Raw genomic sequence first — 20,508 nt, 5'->3', positions numbered from 1 at the left:
ACCATTCAGACGGTCTTTTTTAGAGTCTGAAATCAGGAGACCCGGATGCCCCAGACCTACGACTACGACCTCTTTGTCATCGGCGCGGGCTCCGGCGGGGTGCGGGCGGCGCGGCTGACGGCGCTGGGGGGCAAGCGGGTCGGAATCGCCGAGGAGTTCCGCTACGGCGGCACCTGCGTGGTGCGCGGCTGCGTGCCCAAGAAGTTCATGGTCTATGCGTCGGAGTTCTCGCACACCTTCGAGACCGCCCGCGGCTACGGCTGGACCGTTGAGGCGCCCACCTTCGACTGGAAGACGTTCCTTGAGGCCAAGGACGTGGAGATCGCGCGCCTGTCGGGCATCTACGCCGCCAATCTGGGCAAGGCGGGGGTCGACACTTTCCACGCCCGCGCGGTGCTGAAGGACGCCCACACGGTCGATATGGGCGACAAGGGCGTGGTCACCGCCGAGAAGATTCTCATCGCCACCGGCGGCCGTCCGTGGGTGCCCGACGACCTGCCGGGCATCGAGTACGTCATCACCTCCGAGGAAGCCTTCCACCTGCCCGAACTGCCCAAGCGCATCATGATCGCGGGCGGCGGCTATATCGCGGTGGAGTTCGCGGGCATTTTCGCCGGGCTGGGCGTGGAGACGACGCTGGTTTACCGGGGGCCCAACATCCTGCGCGGCTTCGACGATGACGTGCGGGCCCATCTGGCGGGCGAGATCGAGAAGCGCGGCATCAAGGTGGTGCTGGGCTGCCAGCATGAGTCCATCGAGAAGACCGAGGCCGGTCTGGTCAGCCACCTTGGCAACGGCATGACCATCGAGACCGGCCAGATCATGTTCGCCACCGGCCGCACGCCCCATGTGAAGGGGCTGGGCCTGGACAAGGCGGGCGTGGAGTTGACCGAGCACGGCGCCGTCAAGGTGGACGAGCATTCGAAGACCACCGCCGACAACATCTGGGCCATCGGCGACGTCACCGACCGCATGAACCTGACTCCCGTGGCCATCCGCGAGGCGGTCGCCTTCCACGAGACGGTGTTCGAGAACAACCCCCAGGCCTTCGACTACGAGGCCGTGCCCACCGCCGTGTTCAGCCAGCCGCCGGTCGGTATCGTCGGCCTGACCGAGGCCGAGGCGCGCAAGGCCTGCGGCCAGATTGACGTGTATCTGACCCGCTTCCGGCCCATGAAGACCGCCTTCTACGGCGACGACGAACGCACACTGATGAAGCTGGTGGTCCAGGCCTCCACCGGCCGGGTGGTTGGCTGCCACATCGTCGGCCCCGACGCGCCGGAGATGATCCAGCTGGCGGGCATCGCGGTGAAGGCCGGCCTGACCAAGGCCCAGTGGGACGCCACCTGCGCCGTCCACCCCTCCGCCGCCGAGGAGCTGGTGACCATGCGCGACAAGCAGACGCCCCAGAGCATGTCGGCGGGCTGATCCGTCAGGCGCCCCGGATCGCCGCCGGGATGATGATCTCGTCCATCAGGGCGTGCAGGTCTGGGAGATGGCTTTCGGCGCGGGGGTGCGGGCTGGGGTCCGAGATCATCACCACCGTCAGGTCCAGGCTGGGCACGATGAACAGCATCTGGCCGCCGTATCCCCAGGCGAACCGGACGTCGTGTCCATTCGAGCGACGGCTGAACCAGCCATAGCCGTAATCGTTGCCGCTCCACGGCGAGACCGTGCGGCTGCGCCAGCTCTCTTCCACCCAGCCCTCGGGCAGGATGCGGCGCCCGTCGATCTCGCCGTCCAGCCGATACAGCTCGCCGAACCTCAGCAGGTCGCGCGGCGACATCAGCATGTCGTTGCCGCCGAAATAGATGCCTTGCGGATCCTGCGGCCACGGCGGGATGCGGATGCCCAGCGGCTCGCCCAGCCAGTCCACCGCCAAGGCGTGGGTGCTGCGGCCCGAGGCGCGGGTCAGCACCGCCGACATCAGGTGCGACGTGCCTGTGGAATAGATCATGCGCCCGCCCGGCTCGTTCTCGAACGGTCGGGCCAGGGCGTGGCGCACCCAGTTGGGGCTGGTCACCCAGCGTCCGTACTGGTCGCCCGAGGTGCGGCCCAGACCCGCCTGCATGGACAGCAGATGGCCCACGGTGAGGTCGGACAGGCGCGGATCGGGCGAGGCCGGCAGGTCGGCGCTGAGGATCGGCGCAACGGGCTGGTCCACGCCCTCCAGCACGCCCTGGCCGATGGCGATCCCGGTAATGGCCGACAGCACGCTCTTGGACGCGGACTTGATGTTCACCGGGGTGTCCAGACCGGGGCCGCGCAGGCGCTCTTCGGCGATCACCTCGCCGTGGCGGGCGATGATAACCGCGTGCAGGCGGTCCAGCTCCCGCGCCTCGGTCATGGCCCGCTCGACCATGGCCGCGTCCAGTCCGCGCGTGGCGACGGCGGCGGCCGCCTCCCGCTGATCCTCGACAGGCGCGGGCGAGCAGGCCATCAGGGCGCCAGCCACGACCACAGCCATGCCCCGCCTCAAAACGGGAAAGGTGGTCCGGGATGTTGCTGACGTCATCGGGTCATCCTGAGTAAGGCCGCGTCGGTGCGCCCGTGGACAACACCTTAGGCATGCAGGCGTTCACCGACAGGCGACCATGTGACGCTCAGGCCGTCACCGCCATGTTGTCGATCAGCCGGGTCTTGCCCAGCCAGGCCGCCGCCAGAATGCGGGCCGGAGCGTCCACGGCGTCGCTGAACGGCGCCAGGCTTTCCGCATGGCGGATGGCCACATAGTCGACCCTGTCGAAGCCTGCCGCGATCAGCGCCTCGGCCGCCATCGTCTCCACGGCCACCGTCGGCTTGCCCGCCGCCGCACGGTCCGCCGCCTCGCGCAAGATCACGTTCAGCCGCCGCGCTACCGCCAGTTCGTCGGCTGACAGGTACGCATTGCGCGAGGACAGGGCCAGGCCGTGCCCGTCCCGCACCGTGGGGGCGCCGACGATCTCGGTGGGGATGTCCAGATCCCGCGCCATGCGCCGGACCACCATCAGCTGCTGGTAGTCCTTCTCGCCGAACACGGCCACATCCGCCTGCACCTGATTCAGCAGCTTGGCCACCACCACCGCGACCCCGCCGAAGAAGTGGGGGCGGAAGTCTGTCTCGAGGCCGGTGCTGGGCCCGCCCACCTGAACGGAGGTGGCGAAGCCGTGCGGGTACATTTCGGCCGGGTCCGGGGCGAACAGTGTCGAACAGCCGGCGCCGGCCAGTAGCTCGGCGTCCCGCGCCTCCTGCCGGGGATAGGTCCCCAGATCCTCATGGGCGGCAAACTGGGTCGGATTGACGAACACGCTGGCGATCACCGCGTCGCTGCGCCGCCGCGCCTCGGCCACCAGCGCCAGATGCCCTTCGTGCAGGGCGCCCATGGTGGGAACGAACCCGATGCGTTTTCCCGCGTTACGCAAGGCCGCGACCTGCGCGCGCAGATCGGCCACGGTGCGTACCAGTACGAGTTCGGAGGCGGCGGTCATGGTTTACGCGTTAACCTCTCCGATTAAGCGTGTCTTTCAACGGCGTCTTGAGAGCCGTCCGCTAGGGTCGCGCTTATGACGCCGACCGACCTGATCCGTAAAGGGCTGATGGGCGCAGCGATGCTTTCGCTGGGCGCCTGCGGCATGGTCGAGGCGGATCCCAACCGGTTCGAGAACATGGCCCAGCGCGTGGCCAGCATCGATTTGTCCGCCAATGTCTCCCAGGACGCGCCCTCGGCGGCGCGGACAGCCGATCAATCCGGATTGCGCCAGGCCCTGCGTGTGGAGGTGCTGGATCCTCACGCCCTGTGGGACGCCCGCGACGGCGGCCTGCGCGGTGTCGTGGAGGCTGCTGCGCCCGCCATGGCCGAAGCCGCCGCCCCCGCCATCGTCCAGGCGGCCAGCGATCAGGTGGGCCGCGCGGTGTCGGAACACCTTCGTCCCGCCGTTTCCGCTCCGGCCCGTCCGGGGGCAGTGATCCAGCTGGGCGCGTTTTCCAGCGAGGCCTCAGCCCGCGAGGCCTGGACCCGGTTCAGCACCGGCGCCGCCCGCGCCGCCCTGTCGGGTCTTTCTCCCCGCTTCGAACCGGTGACGGTCAACGGCCGGGAGCTGGTTCGTCTCAAGGTCGGCGCGCCGGCGGATACCGCCGCCGAGATTTGCCGCGCGGCCCAGGTCAGCGATCCCTGGTGCGCCGCCGCGGGCCGGGCCTGACGCTCTCCACAGGCGCGACCGTTCGTTCGTTGACCTTCGGCTTTCCAACCCTGACTCTCGTTCTATCCGCCGCGCATGGATTCGCGGCTAAAGGGGCTGTGAGAGACCATGTCTGAGGCGAAGGTCATCGTCGTCGGCAACGAAAAGGGCGGGGCGGGCAAGTCCACCCTGGCCATCCATATCGTGGCCGCCCTTCTGGAAGGCGGACGCCGCGTCGCGGTCATCGACCTGGACCTGCGCCAGAAGTCGCTGGCCCGGTTCTTCGCCAATCGTCGCGCCTGGCTGGCTGCCAACAACCAGACCCTTGCCGAGCCGGCGGTGGCCGACCTCGGCGACGGCGCCGCGCTGGCCCGTGCCGGGGAGGATGAGCAGATGGCCTGCTTCAATGCGGCCTTCGAGGCGGCGCAGACGGCCGAGTACATCGTCATGGACACGCCGGGCGGCGATACGGTGCTGTCGCGCGCGGCACACGGCCGGGCCGACCTGATCGTGACGCCCATGAACGACAGCTTCGTGGATTTCGATCTGCTGGGCCACGTGGACCCGGTGACCCTCGATCTGCTGAAGCCCTCCATCTATTCCGAGACCGTCTGGGAGGCGCGCAAGCAGCGCGCCATCGCCAATGCGGCAAAGGGACAGACGGGGACCATCGACTGGGTGGTGGTGACCAACCGCCTGGCCGTGTTCGAGGCCCGCAACCGTCGCCGGTTGGAGGAACGCATGGCCAAGCTGGCCAAGCGGGTGGGCTTCCGCATGGGGCCGGGCCTGCGCGACCGGGTCATCTATCGCGAGCTGTTTCCCTTCGGCCTGACGGTCGCGGACCTGTCGGAACAGGTTCAGCCGGTGGAGATATCCTTGGCCCATGTCTCGGCCCGTCAGGAGTTGCGCAGCCTGATGCTGTCGCTGGGGCTGTCCGAAGCGGCCCGTCTTGATGACGCGGCCTGATCCGATGGCACCATGGGTCTGATCTGGCTGATCGTCGGCGCCGTCGCCCTTTGGGCGCTGGTCCGTCTGGGCCGCCAGACCGAAGGGCCGGGCAGGGGGCAATGGCGCGTTTCGGCCACCCTGATCGCTGCGGCCTGTCTCGGCGGCGGCGCGCTGGCGCTGGCGCGAGGTTCGTGGATGATCGGCGGCGCCCTGATCGCGGTGGGCCTGTATTTCGCCCTGTCCTCGCGCATCCGCTCCGTCGCTCGTTCAGTCGAACCGGGCATGAGCAAGAAGGAAGCCCGCGACACCCTCGGCGTCGCCGCTGACGCCACTACAGAGCAGATCAACGCGGCCTGGAAACGTCTGATGGCGCGCGCCCACCCTGATCAGGGCGGCACACAGGGACTTGCCGCGCGCCTGAACGCGGCCAGGGACCGGTTGCTGAAAGGCTGATCAGTCCGGGCGGACCACCATGCAGGTGACGCGGCGCTCGGCCAGGGCGGCGCAGGCGGCGCGGGCGCTGTCCTCGGTCAAACCGGTGAAGCGGCTGCGATACCATTCGCCGGCCACCTGAACGGCATGCTCGGCGCCGGCGAACTGGCTGCGGAAGCGGCGGTTGACCTCGGTCAGCCAGCCGTCGGCCACGTTGCGGTCGCGGAAGGCGCCCACCTGCACGGCCCAGGTTCCGGAAGTGCGCGCCGGCTCGGCGTCACGGGCCGGTCGCAGGTCCGCCTGCTGCGACGGCGTGCCGTTCAGGGCGGCCGTGAAGCTGCCGCTGGACGACGTCACGCGGGACGTGTCCGCCGGGGCCGAGGTGAAGGCCACGGCCGTGGTGCTCTGCTCCTCGTCGCCGGAGGATCTGTCCAGAGACGCATACTGCACCGGGGCGGACGGCGTGTTGCTGCCGATGCCGTAGCCGCGAGACTCGAAGAAGGTTTGGGCCACCTGAATGGGCTCGCCGGCGGCCCGGCGGCGCTCAACCTCGAAGCCGGTGTCCATCAGCTCGGCCACGTGGGCGTTGCGGGTCCGGCTGGACCGTCCGCCGAGCACCACGGTGATGATCCGCCGTCCGTCACGCACCGCCGAGGCCGCCAGATTGTAGCCCGAGGCGTTGGTGAAGCCGGTCTTGATGCCGTCGTAGCCGTTGCCAGAGTGCAGCAATCCGTTGGTGTTGCCATACTGCCGACCGTTGTAGACCCAGTGCTGCCGGCCGAAATAGTGGTAGTACTGCGGATAGTCGCGCATCACGGCGCGGCTGAGGATCGCCAGGTCGCGGGCGGAGGATATCTGGCGGCTGTCCGGCAGGCCGTGGGGGTTCACGAACCGGCTCTGGGTCATGCCCAGTTCCTGCGCCCGCAGGGTCGACATGGCGGCGAAGCGCGCTTCGGACCCGCCGACATGTTCGGCGATGGCGACCGCGATGTCATTGGCCGAGCGCACCGTCAGGGCATGAATGGCGTCCTCTACAGAGATGCGCTGGCCTGCGGCCAGACCCAGCTTGGACGGCGGCTGCGAGGCGGCCCGGGGCGACACGGTGATCATGTCGTCGAGCTCTATTCTGCCTTCGGTCAGGGCCTCGAACGTCATGTACAGGGTCATGACCTTGGTGATGGAGGCGGGATAGCGCGGATTGTCGGCGCGCCGCGCGAACAGCACCTCGCCGGATTCAGCATCCACGACGATGGCGGCGTAGCGGGTGTTCTCGCCTGATTGCGCCACCACCGGCTCGGCCCCGGGCGTGGGCGTCAGGCCCGCCGCGACCAGAACGAAGGCGAACAGGAGCGCCTGCATCAGACCGACATGGCGTCGGCCGGCCAGTCGTGCGCCAGCTTGTCGTATGAATGCCGTCATTGACCCGATAGCCTCATTACTCACGCGCGATCGCCGCCCCCGATATCGCCACGCATCAAAACGCTATCATGCTTCATCGGGGTTTCGCCGTGGTAAACAACCGACAAACGCAATTTTGAACGAACGGCGCGAAAATCGTCAAGAAACTTTCATTGTGCGCCGCACAAAACAACTTGACCCCTTCTCGCACCTGCGTCATAAGCCGCTCGTCGCCCGGGATTCACCCGGCGCGAGAAAAATCATGGCGCGGGACTCACCGCGCAGACCGTTCAGGAGCACGACCATGGCTGACACCGCCGAGACCGTGAAGAAGACCATCGACCAGGCCAGCGCCAAGGCCGAGAAGACCCAGGCCGCCGGCGCCAAGGTTTTCCGTGACAGCATGGAAAAGAGCGTCGCGGGCATGAGCGAGCTCAACGCCCACGGCAAGAAGAACCTGGAAGCCATGGTTGAAAGCGCCACCGCCGCCCAGAAGGGCGTCGAGGCCATCAGCCAGCAGACCCTGGCCTACTCCAAGAAGTCCTGGGAAGACGGCGTCGCCGCCGCCCAGTCCATGACCCAGGCCCGCTCGGTCCAGGAAATGGTTGAGCTGCAGACCGCCTTCGCCAAGACCTCGGTCGAAGCGTGGCTGGGCGCCTTCAACAAGACCACCGAGCTCTACACCGCTTCGGTCAAGGACGCCTTCAAGCCTATCAACGAGCGCGTCACCGCGACCGTCGAGACCTTCCAGGCCGCGCGCTAAACCGTACGCCTGTTGAAATCGGAAGGGGTCCGGAGCGCCGCTCTGGACCCCTTTTTCGTGGGCGAAAGGCGCCGAGGTCTGGGGATCGCGCGCAAGCGTGATCGACCGCCCCTTTCAAAACCTCCGACTTTCCATATCTAATCCATGGTGAGCAGGACCGAGTCCCTGCTCGGGGATCGAAGCGTAGAGACAGCGGAACAGCATGCCGTCGAGAAAAACGGATCAGGGACAGACAGGCGGAGGCGGCTTCGGCACGGCCGTCGTCACCGAAACCCGGCCCAAGCTGCAGAAACCGTCGCTGTATCGCGTTCTGATCCTGAACGACGACTACACGCCCATGGAGTTCGTCATCTACGTGCTGGAGCGGTTCTTCGCCAAGTCGCGCGAGGACGCCACCCGCATCATGCTGCATGTGCATCAGCATGGCGTGGGCGTTTGCGGGGTGTTCACCTACGAAGTGGCCGAGACCAAGGTCGCCCAGGTGGTGGAGACCGCCCGCCGGCATCAGCACCCGCTGCAATGCACAATGGAAAAGGACTGAGAGGAACCCCTGTTGCCCTCATTTTCGCGCCACCTCGAAGAAACCCTGCACCGGGCTGTCGCCTACGCCAATGAGCGTCGGCACGAATACGCCACCCTGGAGCACCTTCTGCTGGCGCTTGTCGACGACCCCGAAGCGGGCGCCGTCATGCGCGCCTGCAACGTCGACCTGGTCAGCCTGAAGACCGCGCTCGCCCTGTATGTGGACACCGATCTGGCCGCCCTGGCCACCTCCATGGGCGAGGACGCCAAGCCCACGGCCGGCTTCCAGCGCGTGATCCAGCGCGCGGTCATCCATGTCCAGTCCTCCGGCCGCGAGGAAGTCACCGGCGCCAATGTGCTGGTGGCCATCTTCTCGGAGCGGGAGAGCCACGCCGCCTATTTCCTGCAGGAGCAGGACATGACCCGCTATGACGCGGTCAACTATATCGCGCATGGCATCGCCAAGAAGCCGGGTGCGTCCGAGCCCAAGGCCGCGCGGGGGGGAGCCTCGCCCGAGGAAGGCGAGGAAGCCGCCGTGGTCAAGCAGGGCGGCGAAGCCCTGGACGCCTATTGCGTCAACCTCAACGAGAAATCCAAGGAGGGTAAGATCGATCCCCTGATCGGCCGTCAGGCCGAGGTGGAGCGGTCCATCCAGATCCTGTGCCGCCGCACGAAGAACAATCCCCTGCTGGTGGGCGACCCCGGCGTGGGCAAGACCGCCATCGCCGAGGGACTGGCGCGCAAGATCGTCAATCATGAGGTGCCGGACGTCCTGAAGGACGCCACCATCTTCTCGCTGGACATGGGCGCCCTGCTGGCCGGCACCCGCTATCGCGGCGACTTCGAGGAGCGTCTGAAGCAGGTGGTCAAGGAGCTGGAGAACCACCCGGACTCCATCCTGTTCATCGACGAGATCCACACGGTGATCGGCGCCGGCGCCACATCGGGCGGCGCCATGGACGCCTCGAACCTGCTGAAGCCGGCTCTCGCGTCGGGCAGCCTGCGCTGCATGGGCTCCACCACCTACAAGGAGTACCGCCAGCACTTCGAGAAGGATCGCGCCCTGGTGCGCCGGTTCCAGAAGATCGATGTGAACGAGCCGACGGTGGACGACACCATCAAGATCCTGAAGGGCCTCAAGAGCTACTACGAGACCTTCCACAAGCTGCGCTACACCGATGCGGCGATCCGCTCGGCGGTGGAGCTGTCGGCCCGCTACATGACCGACCGCAAGCTGCCGGACAAGGCGATCGACGTGATCGACGAGGCGGGCGCCAGCCAGATGCTGCTGGCCGAGTCCAAGCGCAAGAAGACCATTGGCCAGAAGGAAATCGAGGCGGTCGTCGCCAAGATGGCCCGCATTCCGGCCAAGTCGGTGTCCAAGTCCGACACTGAGGCTCTGAAGAACCTGCACGTGGACCTGCAAAGGGCCGTGTTCGGGCAGGAGCAGGCCATCGAGCAGCTGGCCACGGCCATGAAACTGGCCCGCGCCGGCCTGCGCGATCCCAACAAGCCCATCGGCAGCTATCTGTTCTCGGGCCCCACCGGTGTCGGCAAGACCGAGGCGGCCAAGCAACTGGCGGGCACCCTGGGCATCGAGATGCTGCGCTTCGACATGTCCGAATACATGGAACGCCACACGGTCAGCCGCCTGATCGGCGCGCCTCCGGGCTATGTGGGTCACGATCAGGGCGGCCTGCTCACCGACGCGGTGGACCAGCATCCGCACGCGGTGGTGTTGCTGGACGAAATCGAGAAGGCGCACCCTGACGTCTACAACATCCTCCTGCAGGTCATGGACAACGGCATGCTGACCGACGCGGTGGGCAAGAAGGTGGACTTCCGCAATGTGGTCCTGATCATGACCACCAACGCGGGCGCCGCCGACAACGCCCGGGCGGCCATCGGCTTCGGCCGCGGCAAGGTGGAGGGCGAGGACGAAAAGGCCATCCAGCGCCTGTTCACGCCGGAATTCCGCAACCGCCTGGACGCCATCGTGGCCTTCAAGCCGCTGGGGCAGGAGGTCATCCGTCAGGTGGTGACCAAGTTCGTGCTGCAGCTGGAAGCCCAGCTGGCGGACCGCAACATCACCCTGGAGCTGACCGACGACGCTACCGACTGGCTGGCCCAGAACGGCTTCGACGAGCTGTACGGCGCCCGGCCCCTGGCCCGCGTCATTCAGGACGCCATCAAGAAGCCCTTGGCCGACGACATCCTGTTCGGACGTCTGGTGCGCGGCGGCCATGTGAAGGTGGTGCTGAGGGACGGCAAGATCGCCTTCGACATCACCGCTGAGGGCGCCGCGAAGGGCAAGGCGGGCGAGAAGACCGAGGCGGTGGAGTAGAGGCGTCCCGGAAACGCGGCGCCCTCAACGGCTCATGCTCACCCGGCCGTTTGCGATGGTCGGGTGAGCTCAGTCCGATCCGTCCTCATATCGGCGCAGCAGCATTTGGCCGTCATACCAGAGGACGGAAAGGCTGACTTCGCCTTGTCCGTCGCGTCTGGGGCCAGTCAGGATCAGCCATTCAGCCCCACGGCGGCACCGAAATATGTGGTCCTGAATACTGGCCATGGGCTCAAGCCAGGCGTTCATCCGGGCTATGTCTTCCGGGCGCGCGGCGCCGCCAGAACCCGAATAGGACGCAAGTCTGACCCGCCCATAGTCGAGGGCTATGCTGTAGGTCGTCCTGATCTCTGCGTCCCGGCCCGCACAGACATAGTCGGCATGAACGGCGCCCCCGACAGGCGGCATTTCCTCATGAAACAGTGATCGGGGATCTTGTCCGCTGATCAGTAGGGATGCGGCTGCCGATATTGCGAGGAGCATGGAAGTCAGAGCCATGAAAAATGATGATGTCTATTCGTCATCATATCGGACGGGCAATCCCTGCATCTCGCCGTTTCGCCAAGTGACGATCACGCCCGATACGCCCTCGCCGCTACGGGCGATTCCCTCGATGATCAGGGTTTCACTGTCTCCGCGGCAATCAAACCGGTGGATCTGAATCGCTCGAATCGGCTCCAGCCAGGCGTTCCACTGCGCCAGGTCTTCGGGACCGGCGTCGCCGTTCGCGCCTGAATAGGCGGTTATCCGGACGCGTTAGTATTCCAGTTCGAGCGTGTAGGTCGTCCGGATTTCAGGATCCCGTCCAATCCCAACGCTGAAATGACGAAAATCATGGGCCCCTTCCTCCCGGGTCGTAATCTTGGGATGCAAATCCAAGTATCTTACGCCCGGCGTCAGCCATGTCACGGTAGTCTTCCTAGCCGTCCCTCGTGCCAAAACACGCCAACTTCGACAGCGCCGCCGTTCGGACCCGTTCCAGTGATGATCACTGCTTCATTCTGGGAACCGCCGCAGAGAACCATGGCTGATCGGAATTCTTTGATTTCGGACAGCCAGGAATTCCATTGCAGGAGATCTTCAGCGCCTGCTTCGCGGACTTGTCCAGTGTAGCCTTGAACTCTGACGCGACTGCCAATAGAGCCGATGCTGAGGGCCAAAGAGCGTCCGTTGCACTCATAGTCCCCTTCTACATGCGCCATTGTCGGAAAGTGGTAATCCACGTGAGGCGGCGGTGTGCCTGCTGGATAGGGCTGCCCGCCGACGCGCGCCAAGCCCGATTGAGGGCTACAACCCCAAGCCAGGAGCGTGGTTAGACAAATGATTACGCGCCGCATTGCCCCTCCGTGTTCTCAGCGGCGGTCGTTCTAGAGGCCAGAATCACTCGGTTGTGTGCTTGGATTTAGAGGTGTCCAGGCATTATTCGTGCCTGGTTGAATGGGTGTTGATCTAAGGTTTCCGTCTTCATCGCGGTAAATCAAAGAGCCGTACTCCGTTCCATCGGAATCGGCCATGTCGGCAGTCGCGTCTCTGACGTCGCTGGCGAGGTCATCAGCCTCTCCATCCTGGCAGGGGTTCCAGTCCGCCCGTTGTTCGTTTTCGCTTCCGTTTTCACCCCCGCCCGTCTGCTGGCCCGGATCACCGCCGCCAGCTGCGGTAGAGGTCGTTCAGGATTTCATCGATTTCGTCCAGGGACATGCCGCGTTCGGCGGTGATGGTGATGCCGCCCACGTCGGTGACGTCATCCTCTCCAAAGGCGCGAACCGGGGCGTCCGAGACGGTCATGCCGGACGCCGCCTCCTGGGGCTCGGGCGTATCCTCAAGATCGAGGACGTCTATCTCGATGTCCGGCGACCAAAGGGATATGGTGGCGGCCGCCGCCTGATCCTTGAGCACCGGGTAACCGGGGAAGGGGTCCAGGGAAAATTCCGCAGCGAACGGGTCAAGCCAGGCGAACCCCGGGCTGCTGTCGAACACATCATGCATGTCAGGTCTCCCCCCTTACGCCGCACCATGGCGCCAAGGAGGATGATCGCAAATCACGGTTGTGTCACCCCGGCTGCGATGCAGAGGTTTGATCCAAGTCGAAGCGTGAGCGTTAGGCCCTGCATCGGATGGCGGAGGCGGCGTGGCGAAGATGGACTGGCGGCTGGATCGGAAGCGGGCGCGCAAGCTGGGCGCGGGGCTGGGTGTCCTGCTGGCCCACCTGGGCCTGCTGGCCGTGCTCAGCCGGTCGCAGCCGGCCCCGCTCGATCCGCCGCCGCCGCCGATCGAGGTCTTTCTGATCCCCCCGCCTGAGCCGGAGCCCGATCCGCCGCCGCCGGATCCCTCGCCCGAGGCGGGGGGCGGGGCGCCGGCCGCGCCGTCGGTGGTTCACAGCCCGCCCGACCCGCCGCCGGACCCGCCGGAAATCGCGACGCCGGTGGAACAGGCGCCGGAGCCCGCGCCCGTCGTCGGCATCGCTCCTAACGAGAGCCCGGAGCCCGGCATGGGCCAGGGCGGGCAGGGGACCGGCCGGGGCGCGGGAACCGGCGCCGGAGACGGCCCCGGCTCGGGCAGCGGCCCGGCGCAGATCGTGCGGGGCCCGACCCTGGGCCAGATCCAGGCCATCCATCCGCCCGGCGCGCGCAGCGTCTATGGTCGGGTCAGCCTGTCCTGCGTCATCCGGCTGGACCAATATCTGGACCAGTGCCGCGTGGTCAGCGAAACGCCGCCCGGCCGCGGCTTTGGCGAGGCGGGACTTGTGGCGACGCGCTATTTCCGCTTTCGTCCTCCCACACAGGGCGGCCGCCCTGTTGAAGGGCAGCGTGTGGTCGTCGGGGTGGACTTCGGCCGACCGCGCCGTTGAGCGCCCCGACCCATTGACGCAATCTGAATCCCCTGTATAAGGCCCGTCTTCCGCGAAAGACGCGCCGCGCGCTCCTGGTCTGTCGACCGGAGCGTTCTTCGCGTCTGCGACGCGTATTGGAGAGATCGACAACGTGGCCCGTATCGCAGGCGTCAACATTCCGACGAACAAGCGCGTTGAGATCGCGCTTCAGTACATTCATGGCATCGGCCCGAAGTCGGCGAAGGACATCGCCGCCAAGGTCGGCATCGAGCCCGCGCGCCGGGTCAACGAGCTGACCGACGCCGAGATTCTGCAGATCCGCGAAGCGATCGACAGCGACCTGATGGTCGAGGGCGACCTGCGCCGCGAGACGTCCATGAACATCAAGCGACTGATGGACCTGGCCTGCTACCGCGGCCTGCGTCACCGCAAGGGCCTGCCGGTCCGCGGTCAGCGGACCCACACCAACGCCCGTACCCGCAAGGGCCCCGCCAAGCCGATCGCCGGCAAGAAGAAGTAATCAGGAAGAACTGACTGATGGCCAAGGAACCGGGTCGCGTAAAGAAGCGCGAGCGCAAGAACATCACCTCGGGCGTCGCCCACGTGAATGCGTCCTTCAACAACACGATGGTGACCATCACCGACGCGCAGGGAAATGCGATTTCCTGGTCGTCGGCCGGCCACATGGGCTTCAAGGGTTCGCGCAAGTCGACCCCGTACGCCGCCCAGATGGCCGCCGAGGACGCGGCCAAGAAGGCCGGCGAGCACGGCGTCAAGACCCTGGAAGTCAACGTCTCGGGTCCCGGCTCCGGCCGTGAATCGGCCCTGCGCGCCCTGCAGGCCGCCGGCATGACCATCACCACCATCCGCGACGTCACCCCGATGCCGCACAACGGATGCCGCCCGCCCAAGCGCCGCCGCGTCTAAGCCTGCCGCCGACCCCATTCCCACGCCGGTCCTGGCGTCCAGAACGCTGGACGCGGGTCCGGCGAAACCCGTTCGAGGGACATCGATGATCGAAAGAAACTGGCAAGAGCTGATTCGTCCCGAAAAGCCGCAGATCGACGCTGGCGGCGACCCGCAGCGCAAGGCGCGGCTGGTGGCGGAACCGCTCGAGCGCGGCTTCGGCGTGACGCTGGGCAACGCCCTGCGCCGCGTGCTGCTGTCGTCGCTTCAGGGGGCCGCCGTGACCGCCATCCAGATCGACGGCGTGGTGCACGAGTTCTCGTCCCTGGAAGGCGTCCGTGAGGACGTCGTGGACATCGTCCTCAATATCAAGCAGCTGGCCCTGCGCCTGCACGCCGAAGGCCCCAAGCGCATGACGCTGAAGGCTGACGGTCCCGGCCCGGTGACCGCCGGCCAGATCGACGCCCCGGCCGACATCGAGGTGCTGAACCCCGACCACGTGCTGTGCACGCTGGACGACGGCGCCTCCGTCCGCATGGAGCTGACCGTCCAGAACGGCAAGGGCTATGTGGCCGCCGAGTTCAATCGTCCGGAAGACGCCCCCATCGGCCTGATCTCGGTCGACGCGCTCTATTCGCCGGTCAAGCGCGTCGCCTACCGGGTCGAGCCGACCCGTCAGGGCCAGTCGCTGGACTACGACAAGCTGATCATGGAAGTGGAAACCAACGGCGCGGTGTCGCCGGTGGACGCCGTGGCCTACGCCGCGCGCATTCTGCAAGATCAGCTGCAGATCTTCATCACCTTCGACGAGCCCAAGGCGGCGGTCGAGGCCTCGGACGGCAAGCCTGACCTGCCCTTCAACCCGGCCCTGCTGAAGAAGGTGGACGAGCTGGAACTGTCGGTCCGTTCGGCCAACTGCCTGAAGAACGACAACATCGTCTACATCGGCGACCTGATCCAGAAGACCGAGGGCGAAATGCTTCGCACCCCGAACTTCGGCCGCAAGTCGCTGAATGAAATCAAGGAAGTCCTCGCTTCGATGAGCCTGTCGCTCGGCATGGATGTGCCGAACTGGCCGCCGGAGAACATCGAGGAACTCGCCAAGAAGTTCGAAGACCAGATCTAGGTTGCTAAAGGGCCGGGGCGGCGTTGACGCCCGGTCTGACTGAGGAGAGACCCCCATGCGCCACGGCGCCGCTCATCGTAAGCTCGGCCGCACGGCCAGCCACCGTCAGGCCATGCTGGCCAATATGGCTGCGTCGCTGATCAAGCACGAGCAGATCACGACGACCTTGCCCAAGGCCAAGGAGCTTCGTCCCTACGTGGAGAAGCTGGTCACCCTGGCCAAGAAGGGTGATCTGGCCGCGCGCCGTCAGGCCATCAGCCAGGTTCGCGACGTGACCCAGGTCGGCAAGCTGTTCGACACCATCGGCGGTCGTTACGCCGAGCGTCAGGGCGGCTATATCCGCATCATGAAGGCCGGTTTCCGCCACGGCGACAACGCCGCCATGGCCGTGATCGAGTTCGTCGATCGCGACGTGGACGCCAAGGGTCTGGACTCCGGTCCGGTCTTCGCGGCCGACGACGCCGAGGACTGATCGGTCTCTTCTGATCGGGGTTGAGAATTGAGGGCGGCGGGCTCAGGTCCGTCGCCCTTTTTCTATGTCGTCTTCAGCCTGACGTGGCGGCTACTGGCCGTCATCCTCGCTTGAGTCACGCTCGTCTTCCTGCCCGGACCGGGCGCGATCCTGATCCCGGAACATGGCCCAGCTTACCGCGCCGCCTTGGGAGTCAGGATGGCGTTGGTTCAGTTCGACCCCGTACAGGGCCGACAGATAGGACATGTCCCAGTCGGTCAGACCATCGGCCACGCTGGGGTCGTGGAACGTGTTCAGGACGGAGGGAAAACGGCTCAGTTCGGCCTCCGGATTGATCTGGGCGAAGGCCACCATGGCCACATAGTCGCTCAGCTGCTGGAAAGTCACCGCATCTGTGCGGGACAGGTCAACAATGATGAAGGCGCGCAGCAGGTTGTTGCGAATTCGGCTCGTCAGATAGGTTCCGCCGGGGACTATGCCGCTTGCCAACGAACCGGTGTCGGTCGCCAGGGCGCTGATGTGCCACCATCTCACCGCCTGATCCGATGTCCTGAAGCGCTCGAGGGCGGCCTGAGAGCGGGCGGCGCCGGCATGGCGCGGCCGAAAGGCGCGCGGGCGGGAGTCCACCAGCGCCGCGGCCAGCCCCGGTCCGTCGTCGGTGGCGATGATCAGGACGTTCGGCCGACACCCGGGCTCGCCGATGTCCAGTCCCAGGTCGAGCGCCACCCGGGATACCCGGTCCGCCAGCGCCTGGGCCGCGTCGCGCCGCAGATTGACCACCCCGGTGCAGACCGTGGCGCGGTCGTACCAGCGGGCAGGGCCTCGCCCGGGTGGTGGCTCGACCACCTCATCGACAAAATCTTCAACGATCCGGCGCAGGGGGCGTCCGGTGATGACCACGCCTTCCACCGTGGTGGCGTCCTGCTGGGACTGGCCTGATTCTATCGCCGGTTGGCCGGAAAGACCGAGAAGCGCCGATGCGAAAAGGCCCGCAAGGAGGGTCATGCCCGCCCCCTACCGCTGTTACCTCGGCACAGTCTCACTCCGAGGGCGTGACGTCCAGCAGCTCCACCTTGAACAGCAGGGCCGAGTTCGGCGGGATCTCGCCGCCGCCCGCGCCCCGTTCGCCGTAAGCGAGATCAGCGGGGATGACGAAGTTGAAGGTCTCGCCGACCCGCATCAGCTGAAGGCCTTCGGTCCAGCCAGGAATGACGCGGTTCAGGGGGAATTCGATGGGTTCGCCGCGCTCATACGAGCTGTCGAACACGCGCCCGTCGATGAAGGTCCCCTCATAGTGCACCCGCACCGTGTCCGTCGGTCCCGGCATGGCGCCGTCGCGGTTAGGTCGCCCCTCGCGCCGGTATTGCAGGCCGCTCTCGGTCGTGCCCCAGCCCCGCCGCGCGCCGCTCCAGTCCAGATAGGCCGCCTGTCCCGCCTCCCATCGTTCCTGCGACGGCGGGCCCTGATCGACCGGCGCGGGGGCGGGCGCGGTGGCGCAGGCGGCGGTCATGGCGATGACGGCCAGGGCCGGGAGCAGGGGCTTGAACATGGGCGTCTCGGTCAGAAGGAAAGGGCGGTGGTCAGCCGCTCTCGAAAGTCGGGTTGGTCCGCGATGTCAAGATGACCCGCCTGCGGGAACACCAGGCGGTGGACATCCGCGCCGTTGCGCTCCAGGTCGCGCGCCAGGGTCCGGCTGAGCGCGGCCGGCAAGGTGTCGTCGCGGCCCGCCTCCAGCACCACCACCCGGCCTTCGTATCCGGTCAGGGCGCCCGGAATGTCGATGCTCTCGAGAGGCTCGGCCAGATTCACCCGCACCAGCGGCCGCCACAAGCCCACCATCTGATTGACCGCGGCGCGCGCCGTGGGCGTCGTCGTCTCCAGCACCACGGCGTCGGCCCGGCTGTGCGCGGCGATCTCGGCGCAGACCGGGCCGCCGAGGGAATGGCCCCAGGTGATCAGTCGTCGTCCTTCTGCGTCAGCGCGGCCGCGGGCGTAGTCGGCCAAGGCGGTTCCGACACGCCTGAAGTTCTCCATGTCCGCTTCGCCCGGCGTGTCGCCATAGCCGGGATAGTCGAACAGGATGGCGTCCCCGAAAGGCGCCAGCTTTTCAGCGCCATAAGCCAGGTGCGAGCGCATCCGGAACATGTTGCCGCCGCAGTACAGGATCAGCGGCCCGCCGTCGGTCTGACCCGGGATGAAGGTCGCGGCGACCGGCCCGCCGTCCGTCGGGATCGTCAGCCGTTCGATGGCGCCGGGCCAGGCGGCGCTGTCCTCCAGCGTGATGCCCTCGGCTTCGAGACGCGTCTCGGGATAGAAGAAATTGTCTTCCGGCACCTGGACGCTGAGGCAGCCGGTCAGCCCCACGGCGCCGAGGATCGCGACGATCTGCTTTTTCATCAGTCCTGCCCTGCGAGAAGGACCGACTTAAGCACAGTCCCGTTCCGGCGCGAACCGCATTTCAGCGCGCTCACAAATTGCGCAGCGGGCGGGCAGGGGCCTTTATTTCGTCCGAAAAGCGAGTATATGTGCCCGCTCCGCTGATTCCGAAAAGAAGCCGCGCGAAAGCGCCGAGGCGTGGTCCGTCGCCCTCCGACCACTGCGAAGGCGTGCTCCTCCCCAAGGGAGCCACTGAAATTTCAGGTGTTCTGGTCCCGAGGGGCCGAGGGTGAACGCCGAGAAACCGGGTCACGGGTCGCTGTTCAGGCGTCGCCGTGGCCGCTGCATTGTGACGCGGGCCCATGCCCGCGCGATTGGGAAAACGAATGGCAAAGTCCTCCGCCGGCCTGACCATCAACGGCCAGATCGCCTCCGCCCAGACCTTCACCGGCAAGAAGCGCATCCGCAAGTCCTTCGGGCGCATCCCCGAGGCGGTGCAGATGCCGAACCTGATCGAGGTTCAGCGCGCGTCCTACGAGCAGTTCCTGCAGCGTGAGACCCGCTCGGGCCAGCGCGTGGACGAGGGCATCGAGGCGGTCTTCAAGTCGGTCTTCCCGATCAAGGACTTCAACGAACGCGCCGTGCTGGAATACGTCTCCTACGAGTTCGAGGAGCCCAAGTACGACACCGAAGAGTGCATGCAGCGCGACATGACCTACGCGGCGCCGCTCAAGGTGAAGCTTCGTCTGATCGTGTTCGAGACCGACGAGGAAACGGGCGCCCGCTCGGTCAAGGACATCAAGGAGCAGGACGTCTACATGGGCGACATCCCGCTCATGACGGACAAGGGCACCTTCATCGTCAACGGCACCGAGCGCGTCATCGTCTCGCAGATGCACCGTTCGCCGGGCGTGTTCTTCGACCACGACAAGGGCAAGACCCACGCCTCGGGCAAGCTGCTGTTCGCCGCCCGCGTGATCCCCTATCGCGGCTCCTGGCTGGACTTCGAGTTCGACGCCAAGGATCTGGTCTATGTGCGCATCGACCGCCGCCGCAAGCTGCCCGCCACCACCTTCCTGATGGCGCTGGGCATGGACGGCGAGGAGATCCTGCGGACCTTCTACGAAACCGTCCCCTACGAGAAGCGCGGAGAAGGCTGGGTCACGCCCTACAAGCCCGAGCGCTGGCGCGGGGTTAAGCCCGAGTTCGACCTAGTTGACGCCGACACCGGCGAGGTGGCCGCCCCGGCCGGAACCAAGATCAGCGCCCGTCAGGCCAAGAAGCTGGCGGACGGCGGCCTGAAGTCCCTGCTGCTGGCGCCCGACGCCCTGCTGGGCCGCTACCTGGCCGCTGATGCGGTGAACATGGAAACCGGCGAGATCTACGCCGAGGCCGGCGACGAGCTGGACCAGGCGGCGATCGAGCTGCTGGAGCAGAGCGGCTTCTCGACCATCGACGTGCTGGACATCGACCACGTCACGGTCGGCGCCTACATGCGCAACACCCTGCGGGTGGACAAGAACGACGGCCGCGAGGACGCCCTGTTCGACGTCTATCGCGTCATGCGCCCCGGCGAGCCGCCGACGCCCGAAGCGGCCGACGCCATGTTCAACAGCCTGTTCTTCGACTCCGAACGCTACGACCTGTCCTCGGTCGGTCGCGTGAAGATGAACATGCGCCTCGAGACCCCGGAGGTCGGCGACGAAATCCGGGTCCTGCGCAAGGAAGACGTGCTGAAGGTCCTGCAGATCCTGGTGGGTCTGAAGGACGGCCGCGGCGAAATCGACGACATCGACAACCTGGGCAACCGCCGGGTCCGCTCGGTGGGCGAGCTGCTGGAAAACCAGTACCGCGTCGGCCTGCTGCGCATGGAGCGCGCCATCAAGGAGCGCATGTCGTCGGTCGATATCGACACGGTCATGCCGCACGACCTGATCAACGCCAAGCCCGCTGCGGCGGCGGTGCGTGAGTTCTTCGGCAGCTCGCAGCTGTCGCAGTTCATGGACCAGACCAACCCGCTGTCGGAAATCACCCACAAGCGCCGCCTGTCGGCGCTTGGCCCGGGCGGTCTGACCCGCGAGCGCGCCGGCTTCGAGGTGCGCGACGTGCACCCGACCCACTACGGCCGCATCTGCCCGATCGAAACGCCGGAAGGCCCGAACATCGGCCTGATCAACTCGCTGGCCACCCACGCCCGCGTCAACAAGTACGGCTTCATCGAAAGCCCGTACCGG

The 20,508-nt window shown here is 66.5% G+C and carries 20 protein-coding genes; 13 read left to right on the top strand and 7 right to left on the bottom strand.

Annotated features, from left to right (window positions below):
- Positions 1 to 45 precede the first annotated feature (45 nt).
- Positions 46 to 1,428: a glutathione-disulfide reductase gene (gor, locus tag ACI8U3_RS14745; protein ID WP_415015627.1), complete on the top strand. Its 1,383-nt coding sequence runs from the start codon at positions 46 to 48 to the stop codon at positions 1,426 to 1,428.
- Positions 1,429 to 1,432: 4 nt separating this feature from the next.
- Here the strand turns inward: gor and ACI8U3_RS14740 are convergent, their stop codons facing one another.
- Together ACI8U3_RS14740 and panC are read right to left on the bottom strand one after the other, a co-directional pair.
- Complete coding sequence (locus ACI8U3_RS14740; RefSeq protein WP_415015626.1) at positions 1,433 to 2,467, bottom strand: serine hydrolase domain-containing protein; 1,035 nt, start codon at positions 2,465 to 2,467, stop codon at positions 1,433 to 1,435.
- 136 nt (positions 2,468 to 2,603) lie between these two features.
- The gene (gene panC / locus ACI8U3_RS14735) at positions 2,604 to 3,467 is read right to left on the bottom strand and encodes a pantoate--beta-alanine ligase (protein WP_415015625.1); all 864 of its coding nucleotides are present in this window, start codon (positions 3,465 to 3,467) and stop codon (positions 2,604 to 2,606) included.
- Positions 3,468 to 3,542: 75 nt separating this feature from the next.
- On the opposite strand from panC, the gene ACI8U3_RS14730 reads away from it, so the two are divergent.
- The 3 genes from ACI8U3_RS14730 (at position 3,543) to ACI8U3_RS14720 (ending at position 5,558) form a co-directional block, all read left to right on the top strand.
- Positions 3,543 to 4,178, top strand: coding sequence for an SPOR domain-containing protein (locus ACI8U3_RS14730; protein ID WP_415015624.1), 636 nt, complete (start codon positions 3,543 to 3,545; stop codon positions 4,176 to 4,178).
- Between the two features lie 108 nt (positions 4,179 to 4,286).
- Positions 4,287 to 5,123: a division plane positioning ATPase MipZ gene (locus tag ACI8U3_RS14725; RefSeq protein ID WP_415015623.1), complete on the top strand. Its 837-nt coding sequence runs from the start codon at positions 4,287 to 4,289 to the stop codon at positions 5,121 to 5,123.
- A gap of 12 nt (positions 5,124 to 5,135) precedes the next feature.
- A complete protein-coding gene (locus tag ACI8U3_RS14720) occupies positions 5,136 to 5,558 on the top strand; it encodes a molecular chaperone DnaJ (RefSeq protein ID WP_415015622.1) in 423 nt (140 codons plus the stop codon).
- Here ACI8U3_RS14720 and ACI8U3_RS14715 read toward each other — a convergent pair whose 3' ends face one another.
- On the bottom strand, positions 5,559 to 6,896 hold the full coding sequence (locus ACI8U3_RS14715) for a serine hydrolase (protein ID WP_415015621.1): 1,338 nt from the start codon (positions 6,894 to 6,896) through the stop codon (positions 5,559 to 5,561).
- 343 nt (positions 6,897 to 7,239) lie between these two features.
- Between ACI8U3_RS14715 and ACI8U3_RS14710 the strand changes: the two genes are divergently transcribed.
- From ACI8U3_RS14710 to clpA, 3 genes are all read left to right on the top strand, one after another.
- Entirely contained in the window at positions 7,240 to 7,698 is a 459-nt protein-coding gene (locus ACI8U3_RS14710) for a phasin family protein (RefSeq protein ID WP_415015620.1), read from the top strand.
- Positions 7,699 to 7,900: 202 nt separating this feature from the next.
- Positions 7,901 to 8,239 carry an ATP-dependent Clp protease adapter ClpS gene (clpS, locus tag ACI8U3_RS14705; protein WP_021697957.1) on the top strand — a complete coding sequence of 113 codons (339 nt, stop codon included), beginning with the start codon at positions 7,901 to 7,903 and terminating at the stop codon, positions 8,237 to 8,239.
- 12 nt (positions 8,240 to 8,251) lie between these two features.
- Positions 8,252 to 10,564 carry an ATP-dependent Clp protease ATP-binding subunit ClpA gene (clpA, locus tag ACI8U3_RS14700; protein ID WP_415015619.1) on the top strand — a complete coding sequence of 771 codons (2,313 nt, stop codon included), beginning with the start codon at positions 8,252 to 8,254 and terminating at the stop codon, positions 10,562 to 10,564.
- A 1,638-nt stretch (positions 10,565 to 12,202) separates the two neighbouring features.
- Here clpA and ACI8U3_RS14695 read toward each other — a convergent pair.
- Positions 12,203 to 12,550 (bottom strand): hypothetical protein, encoded by a 348-nt coding sequence (locus ACI8U3_RS14695; RefSeq protein ID WP_415015618.1) that lies wholly within the window; start codon positions 12,548 to 12,550, stop codon positions 12,203 to 12,205.
- Positions 12,551 to 12,701: 151 nt separating this feature from the next.
- On the opposite strand from ACI8U3_RS14695, the gene ACI8U3_RS14690 reads away from it, so the two are divergent.
- From ACI8U3_RS14690 to rplQ, 5 genes are all read left to right on the top strand, one after another.
- Positions 12,702 to 13,412, top strand: a complete 711-nt coding sequence (locus ACI8U3_RS14690) for an energy transducer TonB (protein ID WP_415015638.1) — start codon at positions 12,702 to 12,704, stop codon at positions 13,410 to 13,412.
- 133 nt (positions 13,413 to 13,545) lie between these two features.
- Positions 13,546 to 13,914 carry a 30S ribosomal protein S13 gene (gene rpsM / locus ACI8U3_RS14685; RefSeq protein ID WP_415015617.1) on the top strand — a complete coding sequence of 123 codons (369 nt, stop codon included), beginning with the start codon at positions 13,546 to 13,548 and terminating at the stop codon, positions 13,912 to 13,914.
- 17 nt (positions 13,915 to 13,931) lie between these two features.
- Positions 13,932 to 14,321: a 30S ribosomal protein S11 gene (rpsK, locus tag ACI8U3_RS14680; protein WP_122468702.1), complete on the top strand. Its 390-nt coding sequence runs from the start codon at positions 13,932 to 13,934 to the stop codon at positions 14,319 to 14,321.
- Positions 14,322 to 14,406: 85 nt separating this feature from the next.
- Entirely contained in the window at positions 14,407 to 15,426 is a 1,020-nt protein-coding gene (locus tag ACI8U3_RS14675; protein WP_415015616.1) for a DNA-directed RNA polymerase subunit alpha, read from the top strand.
- Positions 15,427 to 15,481: 55 nt separating this feature from the next.
- Positions 15,482 to 15,898: a 50S ribosomal protein L17 gene (rplQ, locus tag ACI8U3_RS14670; RefSeq protein ID WP_415015615.1), complete on the top strand. Its 417-nt coding sequence runs from the start codon at positions 15,482 to 15,484 to the stop codon at positions 15,896 to 15,898.
- Positions 15,899 to 15,988: 90 nt separating this feature from the next.
- On the opposite strand, the gene ACI8U3_RS14665 is transcribed toward rplQ, so the two are convergent.
- From ACI8U3_RS14665 to ACI8U3_RS14655, 3 genes are read right to left on the bottom strand one after another with little or no spacing between them, the layout of a single operon-like run.
- Complete coding sequence (locus ACI8U3_RS14665; protein WP_415015614.1) at positions 15,989 to 16,903, bottom strand: hypothetical protein; 915 nt, start codon at positions 16,901 to 16,903, stop codon at positions 15,989 to 15,991.
- Between the two features lie 34 nt (positions 16,904 to 16,937).
- The gene (locus tag ACI8U3_RS14660; protein ID WP_415015613.1) at positions 16,938 to 17,447 is read right to left on the bottom strand and encodes an FKBP-type peptidyl-prolyl cis-trans isomerase; all 510 of its coding nucleotides are present in this window, start codon (positions 17,445 to 17,447) and stop codon (positions 16,938 to 16,940) included.
- Positions 17,448 to 17,458: 11 nt separating this feature from the next.
- On the bottom strand, positions 17,459 to 18,295 hold the full coding sequence (locus tag ACI8U3_RS14655) for an alpha/beta hydrolase family protein (RefSeq protein ID WP_415015612.1): 837 nt from the start codon (positions 18,293 to 18,295) through the stop codon (positions 17,459 to 17,461).
- Between the two features lie 365 nt (positions 18,296 to 18,660).
- On the opposite strand from ACI8U3_RS14655, the gene rpoB reads away from it, so the two are divergent.
- On the top strand, positions 18,661 to 20,508 hold a 1,848-nt coding region (rpoB, locus tag ACI8U3_RS14650), incomplete at its 3' end, for a DNA-directed RNA polymerase subunit beta (RefSeq protein WP_415015611.1).

This window comes from Brevundimonas sp. (assembly GCF_047617075.1).
GTDB lineage: Bacteria > Pseudomonadota > Alphaproteobacteria > Caulobacterales > Caulobacteraceae > Brevundimonas.
The sequence above is the reverse complement of the archived record's forward strand: the minus strand, read 5'-3'. Positions and strand labels throughout refer to the sequence as shown.

Bases quoted from the DNA above. Each gene is read 5' to 3' on its own strand.
- ACI8U3_RS14710 (WP_415015620.1), top strand. From the start codon at position 7,240: ATGGCTGACACCGCCGAGACCGTGAAGAAGACCATCGACCAGGCCAGC.
- ACI8U3_RS14740 (WP_415015626.1), bottom strand. From the start codon at position 2,467: ATGGCTGTGGTCGTGGCTGGCGCCCTGATGGCCTGCTCGCCCGCGCCT.
- rplQ (WP_415015615.1), top strand. From the start codon at position 15,482: ATGCGCCACGGCGCCGCTCATCGTAAGCTCGGCCGCACGGCCAGCCAC.
- ACI8U3_RS14730 (WP_415015624.1), top strand. From the start codon at position 3,543: ATGACGCCGACCGACCTGATCCGTAAAGGGCTGATGGGCGCAGCGATG.
- ACI8U3_RS14655 (WP_415015612.1), bottom strand. From the start codon at position 18,295: ATGAAAAAGCAGATCGTCGCGATCCTCGGCGCCGTGGGGCTGACCGGC.
- ACI8U3_RS14720 (WP_415015622.1), top strand. From the start codon at position 5,136: ATGGGTCTGATCTGGCTGATCGTCGGCGCCGTCGCCCTTTGGGCGCTG.
- gor (WP_415015627.1), top strand. From the start codon at position 46: ATGCCCCAGACCTACGACTACGACCTCTTTGTCATCGGCGCGGGCTCC.
- ACI8U3_RS14690 (WP_415015638.1), top strand. From the start codon at position 12,702: ATGGACTGGCGGCTGGATCGGAAGCGGGCGCGCAAGCTGGGCGCGGGG.
- ACI8U3_RS14660 (WP_415015613.1), bottom strand. From the start codon at position 17,447: ATGTTCAAGCCCCTGCTCCCGGCCCTGGCCGTCATCGCCATGACCGCC.
- clpS (WP_021697957.1), top strand. From the start codon at position 7,901: ATGCCGTCGAGAAAAACGGATCAGGGACAGACAGGCGGAGGCGGCTTC.
- ACI8U3_RS14725 (WP_415015623.1), top strand. From the start codon at position 4,287: ATGTCTGAGGCGAAGGTCATCGTCGTCGGCAACGAAAAGGGCGGGGCG.
- ACI8U3_RS14695 (WP_415015618.1), bottom strand. From the start codon at position 12,550: ATGCATGATGTGTTCGACAGCAGCCCGGGGTTCGCCTGGCTTGACCCG.
- ACI8U3_RS14665 (WP_415015614.1), bottom strand. From the start codon at position 16,903: ATGACCCTCCTTGCGGGCCTTTTCGCATCGGCGCTTCTCGGTCTTTCC.
- ACI8U3_RS14715 (WP_415015621.1), bottom strand. From the start codon at position 6,896: ATGCAGGCGCTCCTGTTCGCCTTCGTTCTGGTCGCGGCGGGCCTGACG.
- rpsK (WP_122468702.1), top strand. From the start codon at position 13,932: ATGGCCAAGGAACCGGGTCGCGTAAAGAAGCGCGAGCGCAAGAACATC.
- panC (WP_415015625.1), bottom strand. From the start codon at position 3,467: ATGACCGCCGCCTCCGAACTCGTACTGGTACGCACCGTGGCCGATCTG.
- ACI8U3_RS14675 (WP_415015616.1), top strand. From the start codon at position 14,407: ATGATCGAAAGAAACTGGCAAGAGCTGATTCGTCCCGAAAAGCCGCAG.